We start from the raw sequence: 18,126 nt of genomic DNA, 5'->3' as shown, positions 1-18,126 counted from the left end.
TGGGGTACTCCACCGGGCGTACGGTCTGCTTCACCGGATGCCGCGCAAGCGGCTGACGGGGAACACGTCCGCTTCTGGAAGGAGTGCCTATGGCTGGCATCGATGACATCAAGAACGCCGCTGAGAAGGCGGCAGGCAAGGTCAAGGAAGCCGTCGGGAACGCGACCGACAACGACCGCCTGAAGGCCGAAGGCCAGACCGACCAGGGCAAGGCCTCGGCGAAGCAGGGCGTCACCGACGTCAAGGACGCCGCGCACGGCGTCGCCGACAGCTTCAAGGACGACAAGCACTGAAGCCGGTTCGCAACCGCGCTGCGAAGCCCCCGGATCCGATCGGATCCGGGGGCTTCGTCGTGCGCGGGCTAGTGCAGGGCGCCGACCGATGCGAGGCCGGCGCGGAGCAGTGCGCCACGGCCGCCTTCCATCTCGTCGGCGACGGCGTCGGACGCGGCTTCCATCGGGGTCATCCACGTGAGCTCGAGGGCGTCCTGCCGGGGCTCGCACGTCCCCGTGACGGGGACGACGTACGCCAGCGAGATCGCGTGCTGCCGCTCGTCGGTGTACACCGAGGCGCCGGGCAGCGGGAAGTACTCGGCCACGGTGAACGGCGTCGGACTCGAGGGCAGCTGCGGGAACGCCATCGGCCCGAGGTCCTTCTCGAGGTGGCGGAACAGCGCGGTGCGGATCGACTCGCCGAACATCACACGGCCGGACACCAGGGTGCGGGCGATCGAACCGCTCGGGGAGACACGCAGCAGCACGCCGACCTCGGTCACGACGCCGAGGCCGTCGGTGCGGACGGGGACCGCCTCGACGTAGCAGATCGGCAGACGACGGCGGACGTTCGCGAGCTCCTCGTCGGACAGCCAGCCGGAGTCGGGATCGGGGGTGCGCAGCGAGGACATGCACCGTGTCTACCAGGGACGGCGGCGAGTTCGGCGGAAGGCGCGGGAGTTGGGGATGGTTAGCGTTGTCCACATGATCGATGCGGACCTGGTGCAGTGGACCCGAAGTACCTCGGACCGGCGGGGCACACCCCTGCTCGTGGCGATGCACGGGGTCGGGTCGAACGAGCACGACCTGCTCGGCCTCGCCCCCGCACTGCCGCCCGCGTGGACGGTCGCGTCGCTCCGGGCGCCGATGCCGTGGGGGCCCGGCTTCAGCTGGTACCCGCTCGGCACGCCCGGCTCCCCTGCGCCCGAGGCGGTGGACGCCGCGACCGCCGAGGTGCTCGACTGGATCGACTCCGTCGCCGCCGATCACCCGCGGATCGGGCTGCTCGGGTTCTCGCAGGGCGGCTCGATGGCGCTCCAGCTCCTGCGCGCCCGGCCCGCGGCGTTCGCGTTCGCGGTGTCGCTGTCGGGCTTCGTCGTGCCGGGCGTCACGGACTCCCGCGACGAGGCCGTGTCGGCCGTGCGGCCGCGGGTGTTCCTGGGGCACGGTGACCTCGACCCGGTGATCCCGCCCGAGGCCACCGCCCGGACGCAGGCGTGGGCCGCAGCGCACACCGACGTGACTGACCGCACCTACGAGGGGCTGCCGCACGCGGTGTCCGCAGCCGAGCTGTCGGACGTCGCGGCGTTCATCGACGCGTCGTAGGCGCGCTTGGTGAGCACGAATGGTCGGGTCCGAGGTGCGGACCCGACCATTCGTGCTCACGATGTGCGGACGGACTGGAGGCCCGGTGCCAGCTGGCACCGGGCCTCCTGTCCGTCAGTCGGCGAGGATCTGGAGCAGGTCCTTGCGGAGCTGGTCCACCTTGGCCGTGGCGGCCTTGGCCTGTTCCTCGGTCGCGGTGCTGCGGTACATCTGCAGGACGCCCATGGTCTTCCGCAGCGCCTCGAAGAACTCGCGCTGGGCGTCCGGGATGCCCGGGGCCCCGTCGAGTGCCGCAGCAATCTCGTCGGCCTTGGCCTCGGTCTCGGCCTTGCCGGCGTCGGTGAGCTCGAAGAGCGTCTTGCGGCCGTCGCCCGACGAGACCACGAGGTCTTCGTCGACGAGCTGCTGGAGCGTCGGGTAGACCGAGCCGGGGCTCGGCTTCCAGGCGCCGCCGGTGCGCTCGGCGATGGTCTTGATCACGGCGTACCCGTTCTGCGGGCCCTCGGCCAGCAGACCGAGGATCGCGAGGCGGACGTCACCGCGGCGACGGCGTTCGCGGCCGAAGCCGGGCCCGCCGAAACCGGGGCCGAAGCCCATGCCCGGGCCGAAGCCGGGGCCGAACCCGCGGCCACCGAAGCCGCGGCCGCCGTGGTCGTGGTCACCGCGGTCACGGCCGGGGAAGCCGGCGCCGTGGTGCTGCCGCGCGCCGCCGAAGCGGGGGCCGCGCGGGCCGAACCCGCGCTGGTCGCGGGGGGACGTGTTGCTGTTGTCGTCATACGAGGGGCGCATGAGGAGTCCTTTCGTCGTGCTGAGTCGGCTCGCGATCGGTCTGACCTGATCGTCTTCGTCGTATCGCGATGCGTTTACGATAGATCGGTAACTATCGCTCTGTCAAGGGGTACGTGCGCTCGGCCTGCTGTCGGTGGTGGCGGGCAGGATGGGACGGACCATGACGGACGTCTTCGAGCGCTTCTCCCCCGCGACCACCGAGTGGTTCCGCGGCGCCTTCGATGCACCGACACCGGCGCAGGCCGGGGCGTGGGACGCCATCTCGACCGGGCAGCACGCACTCGTGATCGCCCCGACCGGCTCCGGCAAGACCCTGGCGTCGTTCCTGTGGTCGATCGACCGGCTCATCAGCGCGACGGACCGTCCACCGGCGAAGCAGCGCACGCGCGTGCTCTACGTCTCGCCGCTCAAGGCCCTGGGCGTCGACGTCGAGCGCAACCTGCGGAGCCCGCTCGTCGGCATCACCCAGACCGCACGCCGCCTCGGCACCGAACCGCCCGACGTCACGGTCGGGGTGCGCAGCGGTGACACCCCGTCGTCCGACCGGCAGAAGCTCCTGCGCCAGCCGCCGGACATCCTCATCACCACGCCCGAGTCGCTCTACCTGATGCTCACCTCGCAGGCGCGCGAGACCCTGGTGAACGTCGACACCGTCATCGTGGACGAGGTCCACGCGGTCGCCTCGACCAAGCGCGGCGCACACCTGGCCGTGTCGCTCGAGCGCCTCGACGACCTGCTCGACAAGCCCGTGCAGCGCATCGGGCTGTCCGCGACCGTCCGCCCGCCGGAAGAGGTCGCGCGGTTCCTCGGCGGCCGTGCACCGGTGACGATCATCGCGCCGCCCGCGCAGAAGACCTTCGACCTGCGGGTCGTCGTGCCCGTCGACGACATGACCGAGCTCGGGGCGCCGCCGGTGGGTGCGGACGCGTCCGAGTCGCCGACGAACGGGTCGATCTGGCCGCACGTCGAAGAACGTGTCGTCGACCTGATCGAGGAACACCGCTCGACCATCGTGTTCGCGAACTCGCGGCGGCTGGCCGAACGACTCACGGCTCGGCTCAACGAGATCCACGAGGAACGCGTGCTCGCCGCCGCCGGTGACGGCGTGCTGGTGCCGGCGGGGGCGTCCCCGGACGACGACGGGCTCCCCGTGGCGCGGGGTCGACCACAGTCTCCGGCCCGCACCTCGGCGCACGCCGTCGCACCCCAGGGGGCCAAGCGCCCGCCGGCGCAGCTGATCGGCGGGTCCGGGCAGACGGGCGGCGGGGGCTCGGACGCCTCCGTCCCGGTGCTCGCCCGCGCACACCACGGCTCGGTGTCGAAGGACCAGCGCGCGATCATCGAGGACGACCTGAAGTCCGGTCGGCTGCGGTGCGTCGTCGCGACGAGTTCACTCGAGCTCGGCATCGACATGGGCGAGGTCGACCTGGTCGTCCAGGTCGAGGCGCCGCCCTCGGTCGCGAGCGGCCTGCAACGCGTCGGTCGTGCCGGACACCAGGTGGGCGAGATCTCCCGAGGCGTGCTGTTCCCGAAGCACCGGGCCGACCTGGTCAACAGCGCGGTCACGGTCGAGCGGATGGTCACGGGTCAGATCGAGTCGATCTCGGTGCCGGCGAACCCGCTCGACGTCCTGGCGCAGCACACCGTGGCGGCCGGGGCGATCGACACCCTCGACGTCGAGCACTGGTTCGAGCTCGTGCGGCGGAGCGCCCCGTTCAGCGGTCTGCCCCGATCGGCGTTCGAGGCGACGCTCGACCTGGTCACGGGCCGGTACCCGAGCGACGAGTTCGCCGAGCTCCGGCCACGGCTGGTCTGGGACCGCGTGCACGGCACCCTGACCGGGCGCCCCGGTGCGCAGCGACTCGCGGTGACGAGCGGCGGGACGATCCCCGACCGCGGCATGTTCGGCGTCTTCATGGTCGGCGAGAAGGCGTCCCGCGTCGGCGAGCTCGACGAGGAGATGGTCTACGAGTCGCGCGTGGGCGACGTCTTCGCCCTCGGTGCGACGAGCTGGCGGATCGAGGAGATCACCCACGACCGCGTCGTCGTGAGCCCGGCGTTCGGGCAGCCCGGACGCGTGCCGTTCTGGAAGGGCGACGGCATCGGCCGGCCCGCCGAACTCGGCCGTGCCACCGGTGCGTTCGTCCGCGAGGTCGAGGGCGCGTCGGACGACGACGCCCGCGCCCGCGTCGCCGCCGGTGGACTGGACGAGCGCGCGATCACCAACCTGCTGACCTTCCTGCGCGACCAGCGCGCGGCCACCGGTCACGTGCCGAACGACACCACGCTCGTCATCGAGCGGTTCCGCGACGAGCTCGGAGACTGGCGGCTCATCCTGCACTCGCCCTACGGCATGCAGGTGCACGCGCCGTGGGCCCTGGCCGTCGCCGCACGGCTGCGCGAACGGCACGGTATCGACGGTGACGCGATGGCGGCCGACGACGGCATCGTCGTCCGCATCCCGGAGACCGACGCCGAGCCGCCGGGTGCCGACCTGTTCGTGTTCGAGCGCGACGACCTCGAGGCCCTGGTCACCGACGAGGTCGGCGGCTCGGCACTGTTCGCCGCGCGGTTCCGTGAGTGTGCGGCGCGCGCCCTGCTGCTGCCCCGACGGAACCCCGGGCAGCGATCGCCGCTCTGGCAGCAGCGGCAGCGGGCCTCGCAGCTGCTCGAGGTCGCGCAGAAGTACCCGACGTTCCCGATCGTGCTCGAGACCGTGCGCGAGGTGCTGCAGGACGTCTACGACGTGCCCGCGCTGCTCGGGATCGCCGACGACATCGCCGGACGCCGGATCCGCCTGGTCGAGACGGAGACCGAGCAGCCGTCGCCGTTCGCCCGCTCGATCCTGTTCGGGTACGTCGCGGCCTTCATGTACGAGGGCGACACCCCGCTCGCCGAACGCCGGGCAGCGGCCCTGTCGCTCGACTCGACCCTGCTCGGCGAGCTGCTCGGACGTGCGGAGCTACGCGAGCTGCTCGACCCGGCGGTCATCACCTCGGTGGAGCGCGACCTGCAGCGGCTGTCGCCGGACCGCCGTGCCCGTGACGCCGAGGGACTCGTGGACGTGCTGCGGCTCGTCGGCGCGCTCGACCTCGACGAAGCGGTCGACCGGAGCTGGCTCGCCGACGCCGCCGACCGTCCAGCGGCCACCGCCGAACTGCGCAGCACACTCCAGGTGTTGGAGCGCGACCGCCGGGTGCTCTCGTTCTCGCACGCCGGGGCGACGCGCTGGGCCGTGATCGAGGACGCCGCCCGCCTGCGCGACGCCCTCGGGGTCCCCCTGCCGATCGGTGTGCCGACGGCGTTCGTCGAGCCCGTGGCCGACCCCCTCGGCGACCTGATCGGCCGCTACGCCCGGTCGCACGGGCCGTTCTCCGCGCAGGAGGCCGCCGGTCGCCTCGGGCTGGGCATCGCCGTCGTGCAGGACACCCTGCGCCGACTCGTCGCCGACCGCCGGGTGGTGGAGGGCGAGTTCCGACCCGACCGCCAGGGTGCCGAGTGGTGCGACGCCGAGGTCCTGCGACGGATCCGCACGAAGTCACTCGCAGCGCTGCGGCACGAGGTCGAACCGGTCTCGCCGGACACCCTCGCCCGCTTCCTGCCCGCGTGGCAGCACGTGCAGACACCGGGGACCCGCGGCGGGCTCCGTGGCGTCGACGGCGTCCTGCAGGTGATCGACCAGCTCGCCGGGGTCGCCCTGCCCGCCAGCGCCTGGGAGACCCTGGTGCTGCCGTCGCGCGTCACCGACTACTCGACGAGCATGCTCGACGAACTCACCGCCACCGGCGAGGTCCTGTGGTCCGGCGGGGGCACCCTGCCGGGCAACGACGGCTGGGTGCGCCTGCACCTGGCCGACACCGCGGCGACGACGCTCGCCGAGCCCTCCGGTGACGAGACGACCGAACTGCAGCGGGACGTGCTCGGCGCCCTGGCCGGCGGCGGCGCGTACTTCTTCCGGCAGCTCGGCCAGGCCGTGGGCAGCAGCGACGACCAGGCGCTCACCACCGCGCTGTGGGACCTGGTCTGGGCCGGGCAGATCACGAACGACACGTTCGCCCCGCTGCGCTCGATGCTCGGTGGCAAGGCGAAGAGCTCGAGTACTCCGCGTGCTCGGGCCTACCGCGGCCGACGGCGTCCGACCATGCCGACGCAGTCCGGGCCGCCGTCCGTCGGGGGTCGTTGGTCGCTCCTGCCGCTGGCCGAGTCCGACTCGACCGTGCGGGCCGCCGCGACCGCCGAACAGCTGCTCGAACGCTACGGCGTCGTCACCCGCGGTGCCGTGCAGGTCGAAGGTGTCCGCGGCGGCTTCGCCGGGGTGTACCGGGTGCTCTCGCGGTTCGAGGAGTCCGGCCGGGCTCGTCGCGGGTACTTCGTCGAGGGGCTCGGCGCGGCGCAGTTCGCCACCGGCCCGACCGTCGACCGGCTGCGGACCTACGCCCGCGAACTCGGCGACGACGAGCGCGACGATCCGGACCGGAAGCGCGAGGCGCTCACGCTCGCCGCGACCGACCCGGCGAACCCGTTCGGGGCCTCGTTGCCGTGGCCAACGGGCGACGCCGACCCCGGTCTCGTGGCCGATGACGGCGGAGCCGCCCCGCCTGAGACCGCGGTCGGCAGCGGTGCGAAGACCGCTCGGGGCCACCGGCCCGGGCGCAAGGCGGGTGCCCTCGTCACGACCGTCGACGGCAAGCTCACCGTGTACGTGGAGCGCGGTGGCAAGTCGGTGCTGACCTTCACCGACGACGCCGCCGACCTCGCTGCCGCGGCCGACTCGATCGCCGGCATCGTCCGGACCGGGCTGCGAAAGCTCTCGGTCGAGCGGGTCGACGGGGACTTCGTGCTGGAGACGCCGCTCGGCGGCGCGCTCCGGGCCGCGGGGTTCACGGCGACCCCGCAGGGGCTGCGGCTCCGTGTGTGAGGCAAGCCGCGCCTCCCGGCAGTGCGGCGACCACGTGCCGGAGGTGACCCGTGCCATCGGGACTGCGCGCGCGCACCCGTCGGAGGTGACCCGTGCCTGAAGGCGACACCGTCTACCGGGCTGCCCGCCGCCTGCACACCGCGTTGGCGGGCAAGGTCCTGACGAAGAGTGACTTCCGCGTCCCCGCGTTCGCGACCCTCGACCTGGTCGGCCGCACCGTCGACGAGGTCGTCCCCCGCGGCAAGCACCTGCTGCACCGCATCGGCGACCTGACCGTGCACTCGCACCTGAAGATGGAGGGCCGGTGGGACGTCTACGCGCCCGGTGACCGCTGGCGACGCCCTGCGCACCAGGCCCGGGCGATCCTGGACGCCGAGGGGGTCTCCACCGTCGGCTTCGCCCTCGGGGTGCTCGAGGTCGTGCCGCGCGACCAGGAGTCCGAGGTCGTCGGACACCTGGGGCCGGACCTGCTCGGCCCGGACTGGGACGCCGACCTCGCGCTCGCCAACCTGACCGAGGACCCCGAGCGCCCGGTCGGGCTGGCACTGCTCGACCAGCGGGTGCTCGCCGGGCTCGGCAACGTGTACCGGAACGAACTCTGCTTCCTGCGCGGGGTGCTGCCCACACGTCCGGTCGGGCAGGTGCCGGACCCGGCGCGGACGATCACGCTCGCCAGCCGACTGATCCTGGCCAACCGCGACCGCAGCGCCCGCGTCACGACCGGCGTCGACCGCCCCGGGCGACGGTTCTGGGTCTACGGCCGTGCCGGCAAGCCGTGTCTGCGGTGCGGGACACCGATCCGGCACGGCGAACTCGGTGACTCGGAGCTCACCCTGCGCGACACGTACTGGTGTCCGCGCTGTCAGTCTTGACGCTGACGCGCGGGGTGCAGTCGCGACGACGCGGTCGCACGGACGGCGTCGGTGACCCGCTCGAGCAGGGGTGACGCCAGGTTCCAGCGCTGCCACCACAGCGCCACGTCCGCGTGCCGGCCCGGGGCCAGCTCGACCAGGACACCGCGGTCGATCGCCTCGAGGCACTGCGCCTCGGGCAGCAGCCCCCACCCGAACCCGAGCGTGACCGCACGGGCGAAGTCGGCGGAGGTCGGGACGAAGTGGCGCGGGCCTCCGGGAGCGTGGCCGAGGACCTGACGCAGGTACCCCTGCTGCAGGTCGTCGTCGCGGTCGTAGTCGACGAGCGGGACCTCGTCGAGCCGCCGGAGCATCCGCCGCTCGGTGTCGGTGTCGCCGAGGTAGCGGGCGACGAACGCCGGGGACGCCACGGCCCGGTACCGATCGATGCCGAGCGGCACCGACGAGCAGCCCTGCACCGGATCCGCCTCGGCCGTCACGGCACCCATCACCGTGCCGGCGCGGAGCAGTTCGGCGGTGCGGTCCTGGTCCTCGCGGTGCAGGTCGAAGACCACCTCGGTGTCGGCCCGCACGAGGGCGAGGGCGTCGAGGAACCAGGTGCCGAGCGAGTCGGCGTTCACGGCCAGCGGGATCGACGGCACCACCGACGATCCACCGCCGAGGGCTCGGGAGGTCTCCTCGTCGAGCAGCCGGACCTGCCGTGCGTGCCGGAGCACGACTGCGCCGTCCGCGGTCGGGCGCACCGGGGTGGTGCGCTGGAGCAGGACCCGGCCGACCTGCTGCTCCATCGACTTGATCCGCTGCGAGACCGCCGACGGGGTGATCGCCAGCGCACGGGCCGCCGCGTCGAGCGTGCCGTGGTCGACGGCGGCGAGCAGCGTCTCGAGGTGCTCGCGCTGGAACCGGGTCATGCAGCTGAGCTTACGGCGCTGCACGAACGTGAGCTGTACTACACCGACGCCCGGCCCTAGCGTCGGATCGTGACCTCGCTCCTGCCTCTGCTCTCCGGCCTCGGCACCGGCCTCGCACTGATCGTCGCGATCGGTGTGCAGAACACGTACCTGCTCCGGCTCGCGGTCAGCGCAGGACTCCGGGTGGTGGCCGCGGCGGTCGTGGTGTGCGCGGTCTCGGATGCGCTGCTCATCGTCGCCGGGGTGCTCGGGGTCGGCGCCGTGGTCGAGCGGTTCCCCGTGGCGCTCCTGGTGATCCGGTTCGTCGGTGCCGCGTTCCTGCTCACGTACGGGGTGCTCGCGGCGCGGCGTGCGCTGCGGCCCTCGGGGGACGCGATGCGGGTCGCCGACGAGGCGGCCGACGACGGGGTCGTGGGCGACGCTGCGAGCGCGGGCGCGGGGGCGACGCGACCGGGCGCACGACGGTGGCGGCGGGGCGGACGCGCACCGCGCCTCCCGGCCAGGTGGTGACCATGCGGACGGCCGTGCTGACCATGCTCGTCTTCACGTGGGCGAACCCGCACGTCTACCTGGACACGCTGGTGTTCCTCGGGTCGGTGGCGAACCAGCAGGGTGCGGACGACCGGTGGCTCTGGACGATCGGTGCCGTCGCGGCGAGCTGCCTGTGGTTCGGGGCCCTCGGGTTCGGCGGACGCCTGCTGCGGCCGCTGTTCGAGAAGCCGCTGACCTGGCGGGTGTTCGACGGCCTGGTCGCCGTCGTGATGCTCGCGTTCGGCGCGCTCCTGCTCGTCGGCGCGTAGCGGCGGCGGCGGCGCGGCGGGCGGGCGGGCGGTGGATGCAAAACACCGGTGTCCACGCGTCGCGCCGCGGTCTGCGGGTGTGCAACGTGCGAACACCGGTGTTCAGCGGGCCAGGCCGACCCGAGGAGCCGCCCTACTGCATGCGCTGGCCGACGCGGCTGTGCCGACGGCTGTAGCCGAAGTAGATGACGAAGCCGATGGCCAGCCAGACGACGAACCGGAGCCAGGTCTCGACCTCGAGGTTCAGCATCAGCCAGAAGCACAGCACCGCCGAGATGATCGGGAGCACCGGCGACCACGGCACCCGGAAGGCCCGCGGGGCGTCGGGCCGCGACCGACGCAGCACGACGATGCCGATCGACACCAGGACGAACGCGGACAGCGTGCCGATGTTGATCATGCCCTCGAGCTTGTCGACCGCCGTGAACCCGGCCAGCAGCGCCACGACGACACCGGCGACGACCTGCACGCGCACCGGCGTCTGCGTCTTCGGGTTGGTCTTCGAGAACCAGCGGGGCAGCAGGCCGTCGCGGCTCATCGAGAAGACGATGCGGGACAGGCCGAGCAGCAGCACCATGACGACGGTGGTCAGCCCGATCAGGGAGCCGATGGCGATGATGCCGGCGGCCCACGGCAGCCCGACGATGTTGAACGCCGACGCCAGGGACGGTGTGTCCTCCTCGGCCAGGCGCTGGTACGAGACCATGCCGGTGATGACGATGCTGACGCCGACGTAGAGCAGGGTCACGATGCCGAGGCCGATGAAGATGCCGCGGGGCAGCGTCTTCTGCGGGTTCTCGGTCTCCTCGGCACTGGTGGCGACGACGTCGAACCCGATGAAGGCGAAGAACACCAGGGACGCCGCGGCGAGCAGGCCGAAGACGCCGTACTGGGCGGGCTCCGCACCGGTGAACCACGACACGAGGGACTGCGTCCAGACGCTGCCCTCGGCACCCTTGGCGGGCTCGGCCGGCGGGATGAACGGGGTGAAGTTCGCGGCCTTGACGAAGAACGCACCGGCGACGATGACGAACACGACGATCGCGACCTTGATGACCGTGATGACCGCCGACACCCGCGACGACAGGCGGGTGCCGAAGGCGAGGAGCACCGTGAAGATCCCGACGATGAGCACCGGCCCCCAGGTGAACGGGATCGGACCGAGCTGGATCGTGCTGGGCAGGTCGACGCCGAACACCTTGAACGCTTCGCTGAGGTAGATGCCCCAGTACTTCGCGATCACGGCGCTGGCCGTGAGGGTCTCGAGGATGAGGTCCCAGCCCACGATCCAGGCGAGCAGCTCACCCATCGTGGCGTAGGTGAACGTGTACGCGGAGCCGGCGACGGGGATCGTCGACGCGAACTCGGCGTAGCACATGATCGCCAGGCCGCAGGTGACGGCGGCGAGCAGGAAGGAGATGATGACGCCGGGCCCGGCGAAGTTCGCGGCGGCGTTCGCGCCGACCGAGAAGATGCCGGCGCCGACGGCGACCGCGATCCCCATCGCGGCGATGTCGAACGTCTTCAGGGAGCGTTTCAGGGACCTGCCCTGCTCCTCGGAGTCGGCCAGGGAGGCCTCGATCGACTTGATGCGGAGCTTCGTTGCCATGGGGTGGATCCCGTCATCGGCTGGCGGCGGACCTCGGAAGGGTACTGGTGTACCACTGTGTCACGCAAAGCGTCCGGCCGGACGGTGGGCCGGTCCGGTGACGGCCGGGAGGCGCGGTGGCGGTCCGGCACGCACCGCTCGGCCGGCTGACGGGCGCGTCCAGGGCCGCGGTCGCGTCAGCGGCCCGCGCGCCAGTCCGCCAGGAACCGGGCTCCGGCCTCGTCGTGGATCACGTCGACGGGCGCGGTGAGCACCGGGTACGGCGTGGCCGGCACCCCGTCGGCGGGACGGACGTCGACGTGCGCGACCTCGTGACCGTGGGCGTGCAGCCAGTCCGCCATGGCGTAGTCGCTGCGGGAGTCCCCCACGGTGCGCCAGGTGACCGGGAGCTCGCCGTCCTGCCCGAGGAGCTCGAGCGAGCGTTCGGCGCCCAGGTCCTTGCCGCTGCGGTCGGACTCGACGTCGGTCGAGATGATCGTCGGGTCGATGCGCCACTGCACGGCGCCGTCGGCATCGGGCCGGACGTCGTCGAGTCGGCGGACACCGAGCCCGCGACGCTCGAGTGCGGCCATGGCCTTCGCGTCGAACTCCGGCTGGCGGGCCAGGTAGGTGGCGTTCGGCACCTCGACGCGCTGCTCGATCGACACCATGGCGCGCTTCGTCTCGTCGAAGAACACCAGGTCGGCGTACTCGTCGCGGACCAGCTCGCGCATCTCGTCGGCGTAGTCCCGCGGCAGCGCGAGGTCCTCGGCGACGGTCAGTTCGCCCATGCCGCCGTCGTACTGCGGGCCGATCGAGCACCACACGGCGCCCTTCTCGCAGACGGCGTGGACCCGTCCACCCTCGGCGAGACCCCCAGCGAGCAGCGGACCGACGACCTCGGAGCGGATGAAGGCGTCGCTGCGGCCGGTGTTGAAGACGATCGGGATGCCCTCGGCGGCGAGCGCGACGAGGTCCGCGACGATGCTCGGGATCGCGATGGTGCGGGAGACCGGGCTGGCGATGGGCCCGTCGACGTCGAGCAGGAGACCGAGGCGGGGTGCGTTCACCCGCCCATCCTCTCGCAGTCAGCTGCTGGGCGAGGCGATCCGGCTCCGGACGCGGTCGATCAGGGCTCCGAGGGCCGCGGGAGCGGGGACGTGTCCCTGCCCGGGCACCTCGGCGTACTCCGAGCCCGGGACGGCGTCGACCACGGCGCGGGCCGCACGGCGCATCCACTCGAGTCCGTCGCCACCGGCGCCGACGAGTACCGGCACACCCACGGCGGCAGCGACCCGCTCGGGCACGGCGAGGCCGTTCAGCAGGCGGACCTCGCGGCTGAGCACGTGGGCGTCGACGACCAGGGAGCGCCAGAGCGACCCCTTGAGCCGCAGGGCCGTGATCTGGCCCATCGGGACCCCGAGCACCTGGGTCAGGAACCCGCGGACGGCCTGGGCCCGGCGGCCAGCGCCGACGTGTTCGTCGAGCAGGTCAGCGAACACGACGTCGTCGGCGTGCGGGTCGACCGAGGCGCGGTACGGCGGTTCCCACAGGACTGCGCCGTCGACGGGCAGTCCGGTGGCGAGCCCGTGCAGGACGACACCGGCGCCGACGCAGATGCCCACGGCGGTGGTCGGTGCGCCGATGCTCTCGACGACGGCGCGCAGGTCGTCGACCTCGCGCTCGATCGCCCACGACGGGGAGTCACCGCTGGCACCACGGCCACGGCGGTCGTAGGTCACCACGCGGTGGGTCGAGCCGAGCTCGGCGACCACGCGGTCGAGGTACGGGGTCCCGCGGTGGTCGAAGGCACCGCCCACGACGACGACCGCCGGCCCGTCCCCTGCCTCGGAGACGGCGATGGTGGTGCCGTCGGAGGAGACGACCGTTCGGTCGACTGGAGGGAGCATGGGGTCCTTTGCGAGCTGTCGACGGCGATGCGTCGGGCCTCGGAGGGGACCGTGCGGATTACCGGTCCTCCGAGTGTCGCAGGCATGGGAGTCCGTGTCTCCCCCCGCTTCCAGGGGCAGAACCCCGTCGCTCGACACCGTGGTGGTCGCCGTGCCATCCTGTTTGAGTACACCTGTACTCAAACGAACACCGCCACCGCCACCGCCACCGCCTCGGGGAACCATGACACTCATCGCCATCATCGCCTGCGAGATCGCCTTCTGGGTCGCGATCCTCGGCGGCCTGACCACCCGGTACCTGCTGCGACGGCCGCGCACGGGTGCGGCGATGCTCGTCGCGGCACCCGTGATCGACCTCGTGCTGCTCGCGGTCGTCACGGTCGACCTGCTCGGTGGCGGAACCGCGTCGTGGCACCACGGACTCGCGGCGATCTACATCGGCTTCTCGGTCGCGTACGGGCACCGGATGATCGCGTGGGCGGACGTCCGGTTCACGCACCGGTTCGCCGGGGGTCCCGCGCCGGAGCGTCTGAGTGGACGGCGGTACACGGCCCGGTGCTGGGGCGACGTGCTGCGGACCGGGCTCGCCGTGCTGATCGCCGGCGGGATCATCGGTGCGCTCGTGCTCGTCGTCGGCGACCCGGAGCGCACGGACGAGCTGCAGGGCACGGTCGCACTGCTCGGGGTGGTCCTGGGCATCGAACTGCTGTGGGCGATCAGTTACACGATCTGGCCGCGCCGAGTCACCACCGCAGCCGCGGACCCGGCCGGAGCGTCGAGCCAGCCGTAGGCTGACCCGGTGCCCCGCCGTGTCGACCTCGAGGAACGGGGATCCCTGGTGGCTGCGGCCTGCCTGCGGATCCTGGAGCGGGACGGCCTCAGTGCGCTGTCCGTGCGGAACGTCGCGGACGAGGCCGGCATCGCCCCGGCGTCACTCCGCCGCGTGTTCCCGACACAGCACGCCCTGCGCGAGCACTGCCTGACGATCATCGAGGAACGGGTCACCGTTCGGCTCGCCGCCCTGCGTTCGACGGGTCGTGCGCTCGCACTGGACGTCCTCGCCCAGGTGCTGCCGCTCGACGCCGAGCGCACGACCGAGATCCTGGCGCAGGTGCAGCTCGGCGTGCTCGCGCGCACCGACGACCACCTGGCCGCGAGTGCCCGACGCCTGAACGACGGGGTCAGCCAGGTGTGCACCCGGGCGCTGGAGATCCTGCGTGAGGACGGCGGCTTCGGCGACGGTCGCGACCTGACCGACGAGGTCGACCGGCTGCACGCGCTGATCGACGGGCTGGCGGTCGAGCACACGTGGGATCCGGCGGCACGTGCGCCCGAGCGGGTCCTGGCGCTCGTCGAACTGCACGTGGACAGCCTGCGCAGCGCGATCGCCTGACGCCTCAACGACCCCGGTAGACCTCGCGCCGGTGCCCGGCGCGCACGACGACGACCACGAGCCGCCCATCGTCGATCAGGTAGATCACGCGGTAGTCACCGACCCGGACACGCCATTCCGGGCTGTTGACGAGTCGACGAGCCGCGGGTGGACGTGGCTCGTCAGCCAGGATCGCGAGAACCCCTTCGACGAGTCGTCGGGCATGTGGCGGCAGTTTGCGGATGGCACGCCCCGCACTCGGCTCGAACTCGATGTCGTAGGTCATCCCAGACCGAGTTCGCGCCTGAGGTCCTCCCACTTGACGTTCTCGCCGCCGATGCGCTCGTTCTCGAGTCGGGCCTCTTCCACCGCCTTCAGGTCGTCCAGGTCCTCCGCCGCCTCGAGCAACCGGTCGAGGACGGCCGCGTCGACCACGGCCGCGACGCGCTTGTTGCGCCGGGTCAGGTAGACGGGTTCGTGCCGGGCATCATCGATGATCGACGCCAGGCGGCCACGGGCTTCGGAGATCGACACTTCGCTCACCTGTACATTCTAGAGCGTTTTGTACAACTCAGACGAGTGCCGTGGTGCCCACAGACTCCCGTTCGAGCAGGGACCGCTTGACGTCGAGCCCCCACGCGAAGCCGCCGAGCGTGCCGTCCGAGCGCAACACCCGGTGGCATGGGACGAAGAGCGCCGGGGCGTTCCGGGCGCACACGCTCGCCGCCGCCCGCACGGCGTCGGGCCGGCCCATCGCCGCCGCGAAACCGGTGTAGGTCAGGGTGCCGCCGGCGGGGATCCGGCGGAGCTGGCGCCACCCCTCGGTGAAGAGCTCCGTGCCGAACTGGCGCACGGGCACCTGCATGGCGTGCTCGACCTCGCCCGAGTAGAAGGCGTCGACCGCGTCGGCCGAGGCGACCACGCCGTCGAGCACCCGGTCGGGGCGGTGGCGGTCGGCCAGGCGGGCGAGGATCCGCTCGACGGAGTCGGTCCACCCGGACGCGAGGACCCTGCCCTCGGCGTCTTCGAGCACGGTGAACGCCCCGTCGGGGGTGTCCAGGGTCTGGATGGTTGCGTCGGTCATCGGTCGTCCTTCCGGGGGTCCTCGGGGGCACGGGCTGCACGGGCGCCGGCGGTCGCGGTCATCGCGCGGTCGATGATCGGTCGCCAGCAGTGCATCGCGAGGTAGCTCCGCCAGGGGGCCACCTGCTCCGACCATAGGGAGAGCTCGCGCGCCGTTCCGGGCAGCCCGAGTTCCTGTGCACCGTTCCGCACGGCGAGGTCGCTGTGGAGGAAGATGTCGGGGTGGTGCCGGACCCGCAGCGCGACGTAGTCGGCGGTCCACGGCCCGATGCCCTTCACCGCGAGGAGTCCGTCGCGCAGATCACCGAGGGACTGCCCACCGTCCACCACCAGGGACCCGTCGGCGAGCGCGGCGGCCACCCGCAGGATCGTGTCGACGCGGGCGGCCGGGCCGCGCAGCACCTCGTGCCCGCTTTCGGCGATCACCGCCGCCGACGGGAAGAGCAGTCCGCCGGGCCGGATGGCGTCCGGCACCGTCGCGCCGAGTGCGGCCACGAGCCGGGTCTGCGCCGTGCGCGCTGCGGCCACCGAGACCTGCTGCCCGATCAGGGTGCGGAACACGATCTCGTGCGCGTCCACCGCGCCGGGGAGCCGGAGGCCGGGCACCCGTGCGACGGGGCCGGCGAGCTCGGGCACGGCTCCGAGGACGGCGTCGACGGCGACCGGGTCGGCGTCGAGGTCGAACAGCGCACGCACCCGCGCCACGAGCGCGGGCAGGTCGGAGAGGTCGGTGACCCGCACGCGCAGGTCGATCCCGGTGCCCCGCCCGGCCACGTCGGGGACGGCGGCCGACGCGCTGAACCAGCCCGGGCCTCCAGGCAGGGCGACCAGCCGCCCGTACGACGTGACCCGACCGGTGGGGTCGGTGTCCACCTGCTCCGTGCCCGGCAGGGCGTGCAGCGCGTGCCAGTCGAGGAGGCCCTGCGCGTCGAAGGGTGCCCGGGCCGGCAGGTGCACGTGCAGTGCCCCGTCGCCGCCGCCCGTGGCACCGTCGCCTCGCCCGGACCGACGTGCGCGGAGCTCCGTCGGGGTGACGGCGAAGACCTCGCGCACGGTGTCGTTGAACTGCCGGACGCTGGCGAAGCCCGCGGCGAACGCGACGTCGGCGACGGGCAGGTCGGACGAGGTGAGCAGGGTCCGCGCGGTCTGCGCCCGGTGCGCCCGGCTGAGCGCCTTCGGCCCGGCGCCCAGCTCGGCCGTCATGATGCGGTTGAGCTGCCGCTCCGAGTACCCCACACGCGCGGCGAGCCCGGGGACGCCGTCGCGCTCGACGACACCGTCGAGGACGAGTCGCATCGCCCGGCCGGCGACGTCCTCGCGCAGGTCCCACTCGGGGCTGCCGGGAGTCGCCTCGGGCAGGCAGCGCTTGCACGCGCGGAAGCCGGCCAGGTGCGCTGCGGCGCTCGTGCGGTAGAAGGTGACGCCCGAGACCTTCGGCGTGCGGGCCGGGCAGCTGGGCCGGCAGTAGATGCCGGTGGAGTGCACGGCGGTGACGAACTGGCCGTCGAAACGCGCGTCGCGCGAGGCGACGGCGCGGTGCCGTTCGGCGTGCAGTGCGTCCGGCTGCACGTCGGTGTCCGGGGTGGTCATGGGCTCAGCCTGACATGCGCCGCCGACGTCGACTGGCGGGAATCGGACGGAGCAGCGCACGGCCGGGAGGCCCGGCTAGCGTTGGCCGGGTGACTTCCGCAGACGACGTGGCCGGTCTCGACGACCTGCCGTTCCGGACCGAGGTCGAGGTCGCGCTGCTGCTCGTCTCGCCGCGGCACCGGTACGAGGGACGCCCGGCCGACGGCGCGCTGCCGGTGGGCGCGGACGATCCGGACGAGTCACGCGACCGGATCGAACTGCGGGCCGGGCTGGGCATCGTCGGTGACCGGTACTTCGCGGCACGGGCGCACGTGCACGCCTCGGTCACGGTGATCGGCCTGGAGGGGCTCGAGGCCGTCGGCACGGCGATCGGGGCGACCGTCGACCCCGCTGCGACCCGGCGGAACGTGTTCCTGCGGGGCGCCGACGTCGAGGCGCTGCGGGGCGAGCCGTTCTCGCTCGAGAGCGTGCTTCCCGGTGGCGACGGCAGCGACGCCCTCGGTCGTGCCGTCCGGTTCCGTGGCTACCGGGCGGCGAACCCTTGCGCCTGGATGGACCACGAGGTGGCACCCGGGGCGTTCCGGGCGATGCGCGGCCGGGGCGGCGTGCGGTGCGACCCGGAGTCCGACGGTGTGCTCACCCTCGGACCCGCGGTGCTCCGCACGGCCCGCCCCGTCGCGCTCGGCTGACGCGGT

19 protein-coding genes are annotated in these 18,126 nt (G+C 72.7%); 9 read left to right on the top strand and 10 right to left on the bottom strand.

The genetic code is table 11. The features are described 5' to 3' along the window. Positions 1–89: 89 nt before the first annotated feature. Positions 90–293, top strand: a complete 204-nt coding sequence (locus HP445_RS06400; RefSeq protein ID WP_111023260.1) for a CsbD family protein — start codon at positions 90–92, stop codon at positions 291–293. 68 nt (positions 294–361) lie between these two features. Here HP445_RS06400 and HP445_RS06395 read toward each other — a convergent pair whose 3' ends face one another. Next, on the bottom strand, positions 362–904 hold the full coding sequence (locus tag HP445_RS06395) for an NUDIX hydrolase family protein (RefSeq protein ID WP_071406188.1): 543 nt from the start codon (positions 902–904) through the stop codon (positions 362–364). 73 nt (positions 905–977) lie between these two features. On the opposite strand from HP445_RS06395, the gene HP445_RS06390 reads away from it, so the two are divergent. After that, a complete protein-coding gene (locus tag HP445_RS06390) occupies positions 978–1,598 on the top strand; it encodes an alpha/beta hydrolase (RefSeq protein WP_241660398.1) in 621 nt (206 codons plus the stop codon). Between the two features lie 114 nt (positions 1,599–1,712). On the opposite strand, the gene HP445_RS06385 is transcribed toward HP445_RS06390, so the two are convergent. Continuing rightward, a complete protein-coding gene (locus HP445_RS06385; RefSeq protein ID WP_111038468.1) occupies positions 1,713–2,387 on the bottom strand; it encodes a PadR family transcriptional regulator in 675 nt (224 codons plus the stop codon). 160 nt (positions 2,388–2,547) lie between these two features. Between HP445_RS06385 and HP445_RS06380 the strand changes: the two genes are divergently transcribed. Together HP445_RS06380 and HP445_RS06375 are read left to right on the top strand one after the other, a co-directional pair. Next, a complete protein-coding gene (locus HP445_RS06380) occupies positions 2,548–7,305 on the top strand; it encodes an Lhr family ATP-dependent helicase (protein WP_128780437.1) in 4,758 nt (1,585 codons plus the stop codon). 92 nt (positions 7,306–7,397) lie between these two features. Next, the gene (locus HP445_RS06375; RefSeq protein WP_111028945.1) at positions 7,398–8,177 is read left to right on the top strand and encodes an Fpg/Nei family DNA glycosylase; all 780 of its coding nucleotides are present in this window, start codon (positions 7,398–7,400) and stop codon (positions 8,175–8,177) included. Here HP445_RS06375 and HP445_RS06370 read toward each other — a convergent pair. Beyond that, positions 8,168–9,088, bottom strand: coding sequence for a LysR family transcriptional regulator ArgP (locus HP445_RS06370; protein WP_111094796.1), 921 nt, complete (start codon positions 9,086–9,088; stop codon positions 8,168–8,170). The genes HP445_RS06375 and HP445_RS06370 overlap by 10 nt on opposite strands. 69 nt (positions 9,089–9,157) lie before the next feature. Between HP445_RS06370 and HP445_RS18550 the strand changes: the two genes are divergently transcribed. Together HP445_RS18550 and HP445_RS18545 are read left to right on the top strand one after the other, a co-directional pair. Next, positions 9,158–9,598, top strand: a complete 441-nt coding sequence (locus tag HP445_RS18550) for a LysE family transporter (RefSeq protein ID WP_308201612.1) — start codon at positions 9,158–9,160, stop codon at positions 9,596–9,598. A gap of 2 nt (positions 9,599–9,600) precedes the next feature. Then, positions 9,601–9,888 carry a LysE/ArgO family amino acid transporter gene (locus HP445_RS18545; protein WP_128780435.1) on the top strand — a complete coding sequence of 96 codons (288 nt, stop codon included), beginning with the start codon at positions 9,601–9,603 and terminating at the stop codon, positions 9,886–9,888. 133 nt (positions 9,889–10,021) lie between these two features. On the opposite strand, the gene HP445_RS06360 is transcribed toward HP445_RS18545, so the two are convergent. From HP445_RS06360 to HP445_RS06350, 3 genes are all read right to left on the bottom strand, one after another. Continuing rightward, positions 10,022–11,497 carry an APC family permease gene (locus tag HP445_RS06360; protein ID WP_110863247.1) on the bottom strand — a complete coding sequence of 492 codons (1,476 nt, stop codon included), beginning with the start codon at positions 11,495–11,497 and terminating at the stop codon, positions 10,022–10,024. Positions 11,498–11,673: 176 nt separating this feature from the next. Then, complete coding sequence (locus tag HP445_RS06355; RefSeq protein ID WP_128780434.1) at positions 11,674–12,546, bottom strand: HAD family hydrolase; 873 nt, start codon at positions 12,544–12,546, stop codon at positions 11,674–11,676. 18 nt (positions 12,547–12,564) lie between these two features. Beyond that, complete coding sequence (locus HP445_RS06350; protein WP_128780433.1) at positions 12,565–13,386, bottom strand: alpha/beta fold hydrolase; 822 nt, start codon at positions 13,384–13,386, stop codon at positions 12,565–12,567. Positions 13,387–13,609: 223 nt separating this feature from the next. Between HP445_RS06350 and HP445_RS06345 the strand changes: the two genes are divergently transcribed. Next, entirely contained in the window at positions 13,610–14,176 is a 567-nt protein-coding gene (locus HP445_RS06345) for a hypothetical protein (RefSeq protein ID WP_128780432.1), read from the top strand. A gap of 9 nt (positions 14,177–14,185) precedes the next feature. Continuing rightward, positions 14,186–14,779, top strand: a complete 594-nt coding sequence (locus tag HP445_RS06340; protein WP_128780431.1) for a TetR/AcrR family transcriptional regulator — start codon at positions 14,186–14,188, stop codon at positions 14,777–14,779. Positions 14,780–14,783: 4 nt separating this feature from the next. Here HP445_RS06340 and HP445_RS06335 read toward each other — a convergent pair whose 3' ends face one another. Genes HP445_RS06335 through HP445_RS06320 form a run of 4 tightly spaced genes read right to left on the bottom strand, consistent with a single transcriptional unit; the run spans position 14,784 to position 17,431 of the window. Further along, complete coding sequence (locus HP445_RS06335; RefSeq protein WP_071250103.1) at positions 14,784–15,044, bottom strand: type II toxin-antitoxin system RelE family toxin; 261 nt, start codon at positions 15,042–15,044, stop codon at positions 14,784–14,786. Further along, on the bottom strand, positions 15,041–15,301 hold the full coding sequence (locus HP445_RS06330; RefSeq protein ID WP_071250100.1) for a type II toxin-antitoxin system prevent-host-death family antitoxin: 261 nt from the start codon (positions 15,299–15,301) through the stop codon (positions 15,041–15,043). The genes HP445_RS06335 and HP445_RS06330 overlap by 4 nt, the downstream gene beginning before the upstream one ends. A 28-nt stretch (positions 15,302–15,329) precedes the next feature. Continuing rightward, on the bottom strand, positions 15,330–15,842 hold the full coding sequence (locus HP445_RS06325; protein ID WP_111028941.1) for a methylated-DNA--[protein]-cysteine S-methyltransferase: 513 nt from the start codon (positions 15,840–15,842) through the stop codon (positions 15,330–15,332). Next, a complete protein-coding gene (locus tag HP445_RS06320; protein ID WP_128780430.1) occupies positions 15,839–17,431 on the bottom strand; it encodes an AlkA N-terminal domain-containing protein in 1,593 nt (530 codons plus the stop codon). The genes HP445_RS06325 and HP445_RS06320 overlap by 4 nt, the downstream gene beginning before the upstream one ends. A gap of 89 nt (positions 17,432–17,520) precedes the next feature. Here HP445_RS06320 and HP445_RS06315 point away from each other — a divergent pair, with 89 nt between their 5' ends. After that, the gene (locus tag HP445_RS06315; protein ID WP_241660397.1) at positions 17,521–18,120 is read left to right on the top strand and encodes a molybdenum cofactor biosysynthesis protein; all 600 of its coding nucleotides are present in this window, start codon (positions 17,521–17,523) and stop codon (positions 18,118–18,120) included. Positions 18,121–18,126: the final 6 nt, after the last annotated feature.

The sequence above is a fragment of the Curtobacterium flaccumfaciens genome (assembly GCF_013359815.1).
Lineage (GTDB): Bacteria > Actinomycetota > Actinomycetes > Actinomycetales > Microbacteriaceae > Curtobacterium > Curtobacterium flaccumfaciens.
The sequence above is the reverse complement of the archived record's forward strand: the minus strand, read 5'-3'. Positions and strand labels throughout refer to the sequence as shown.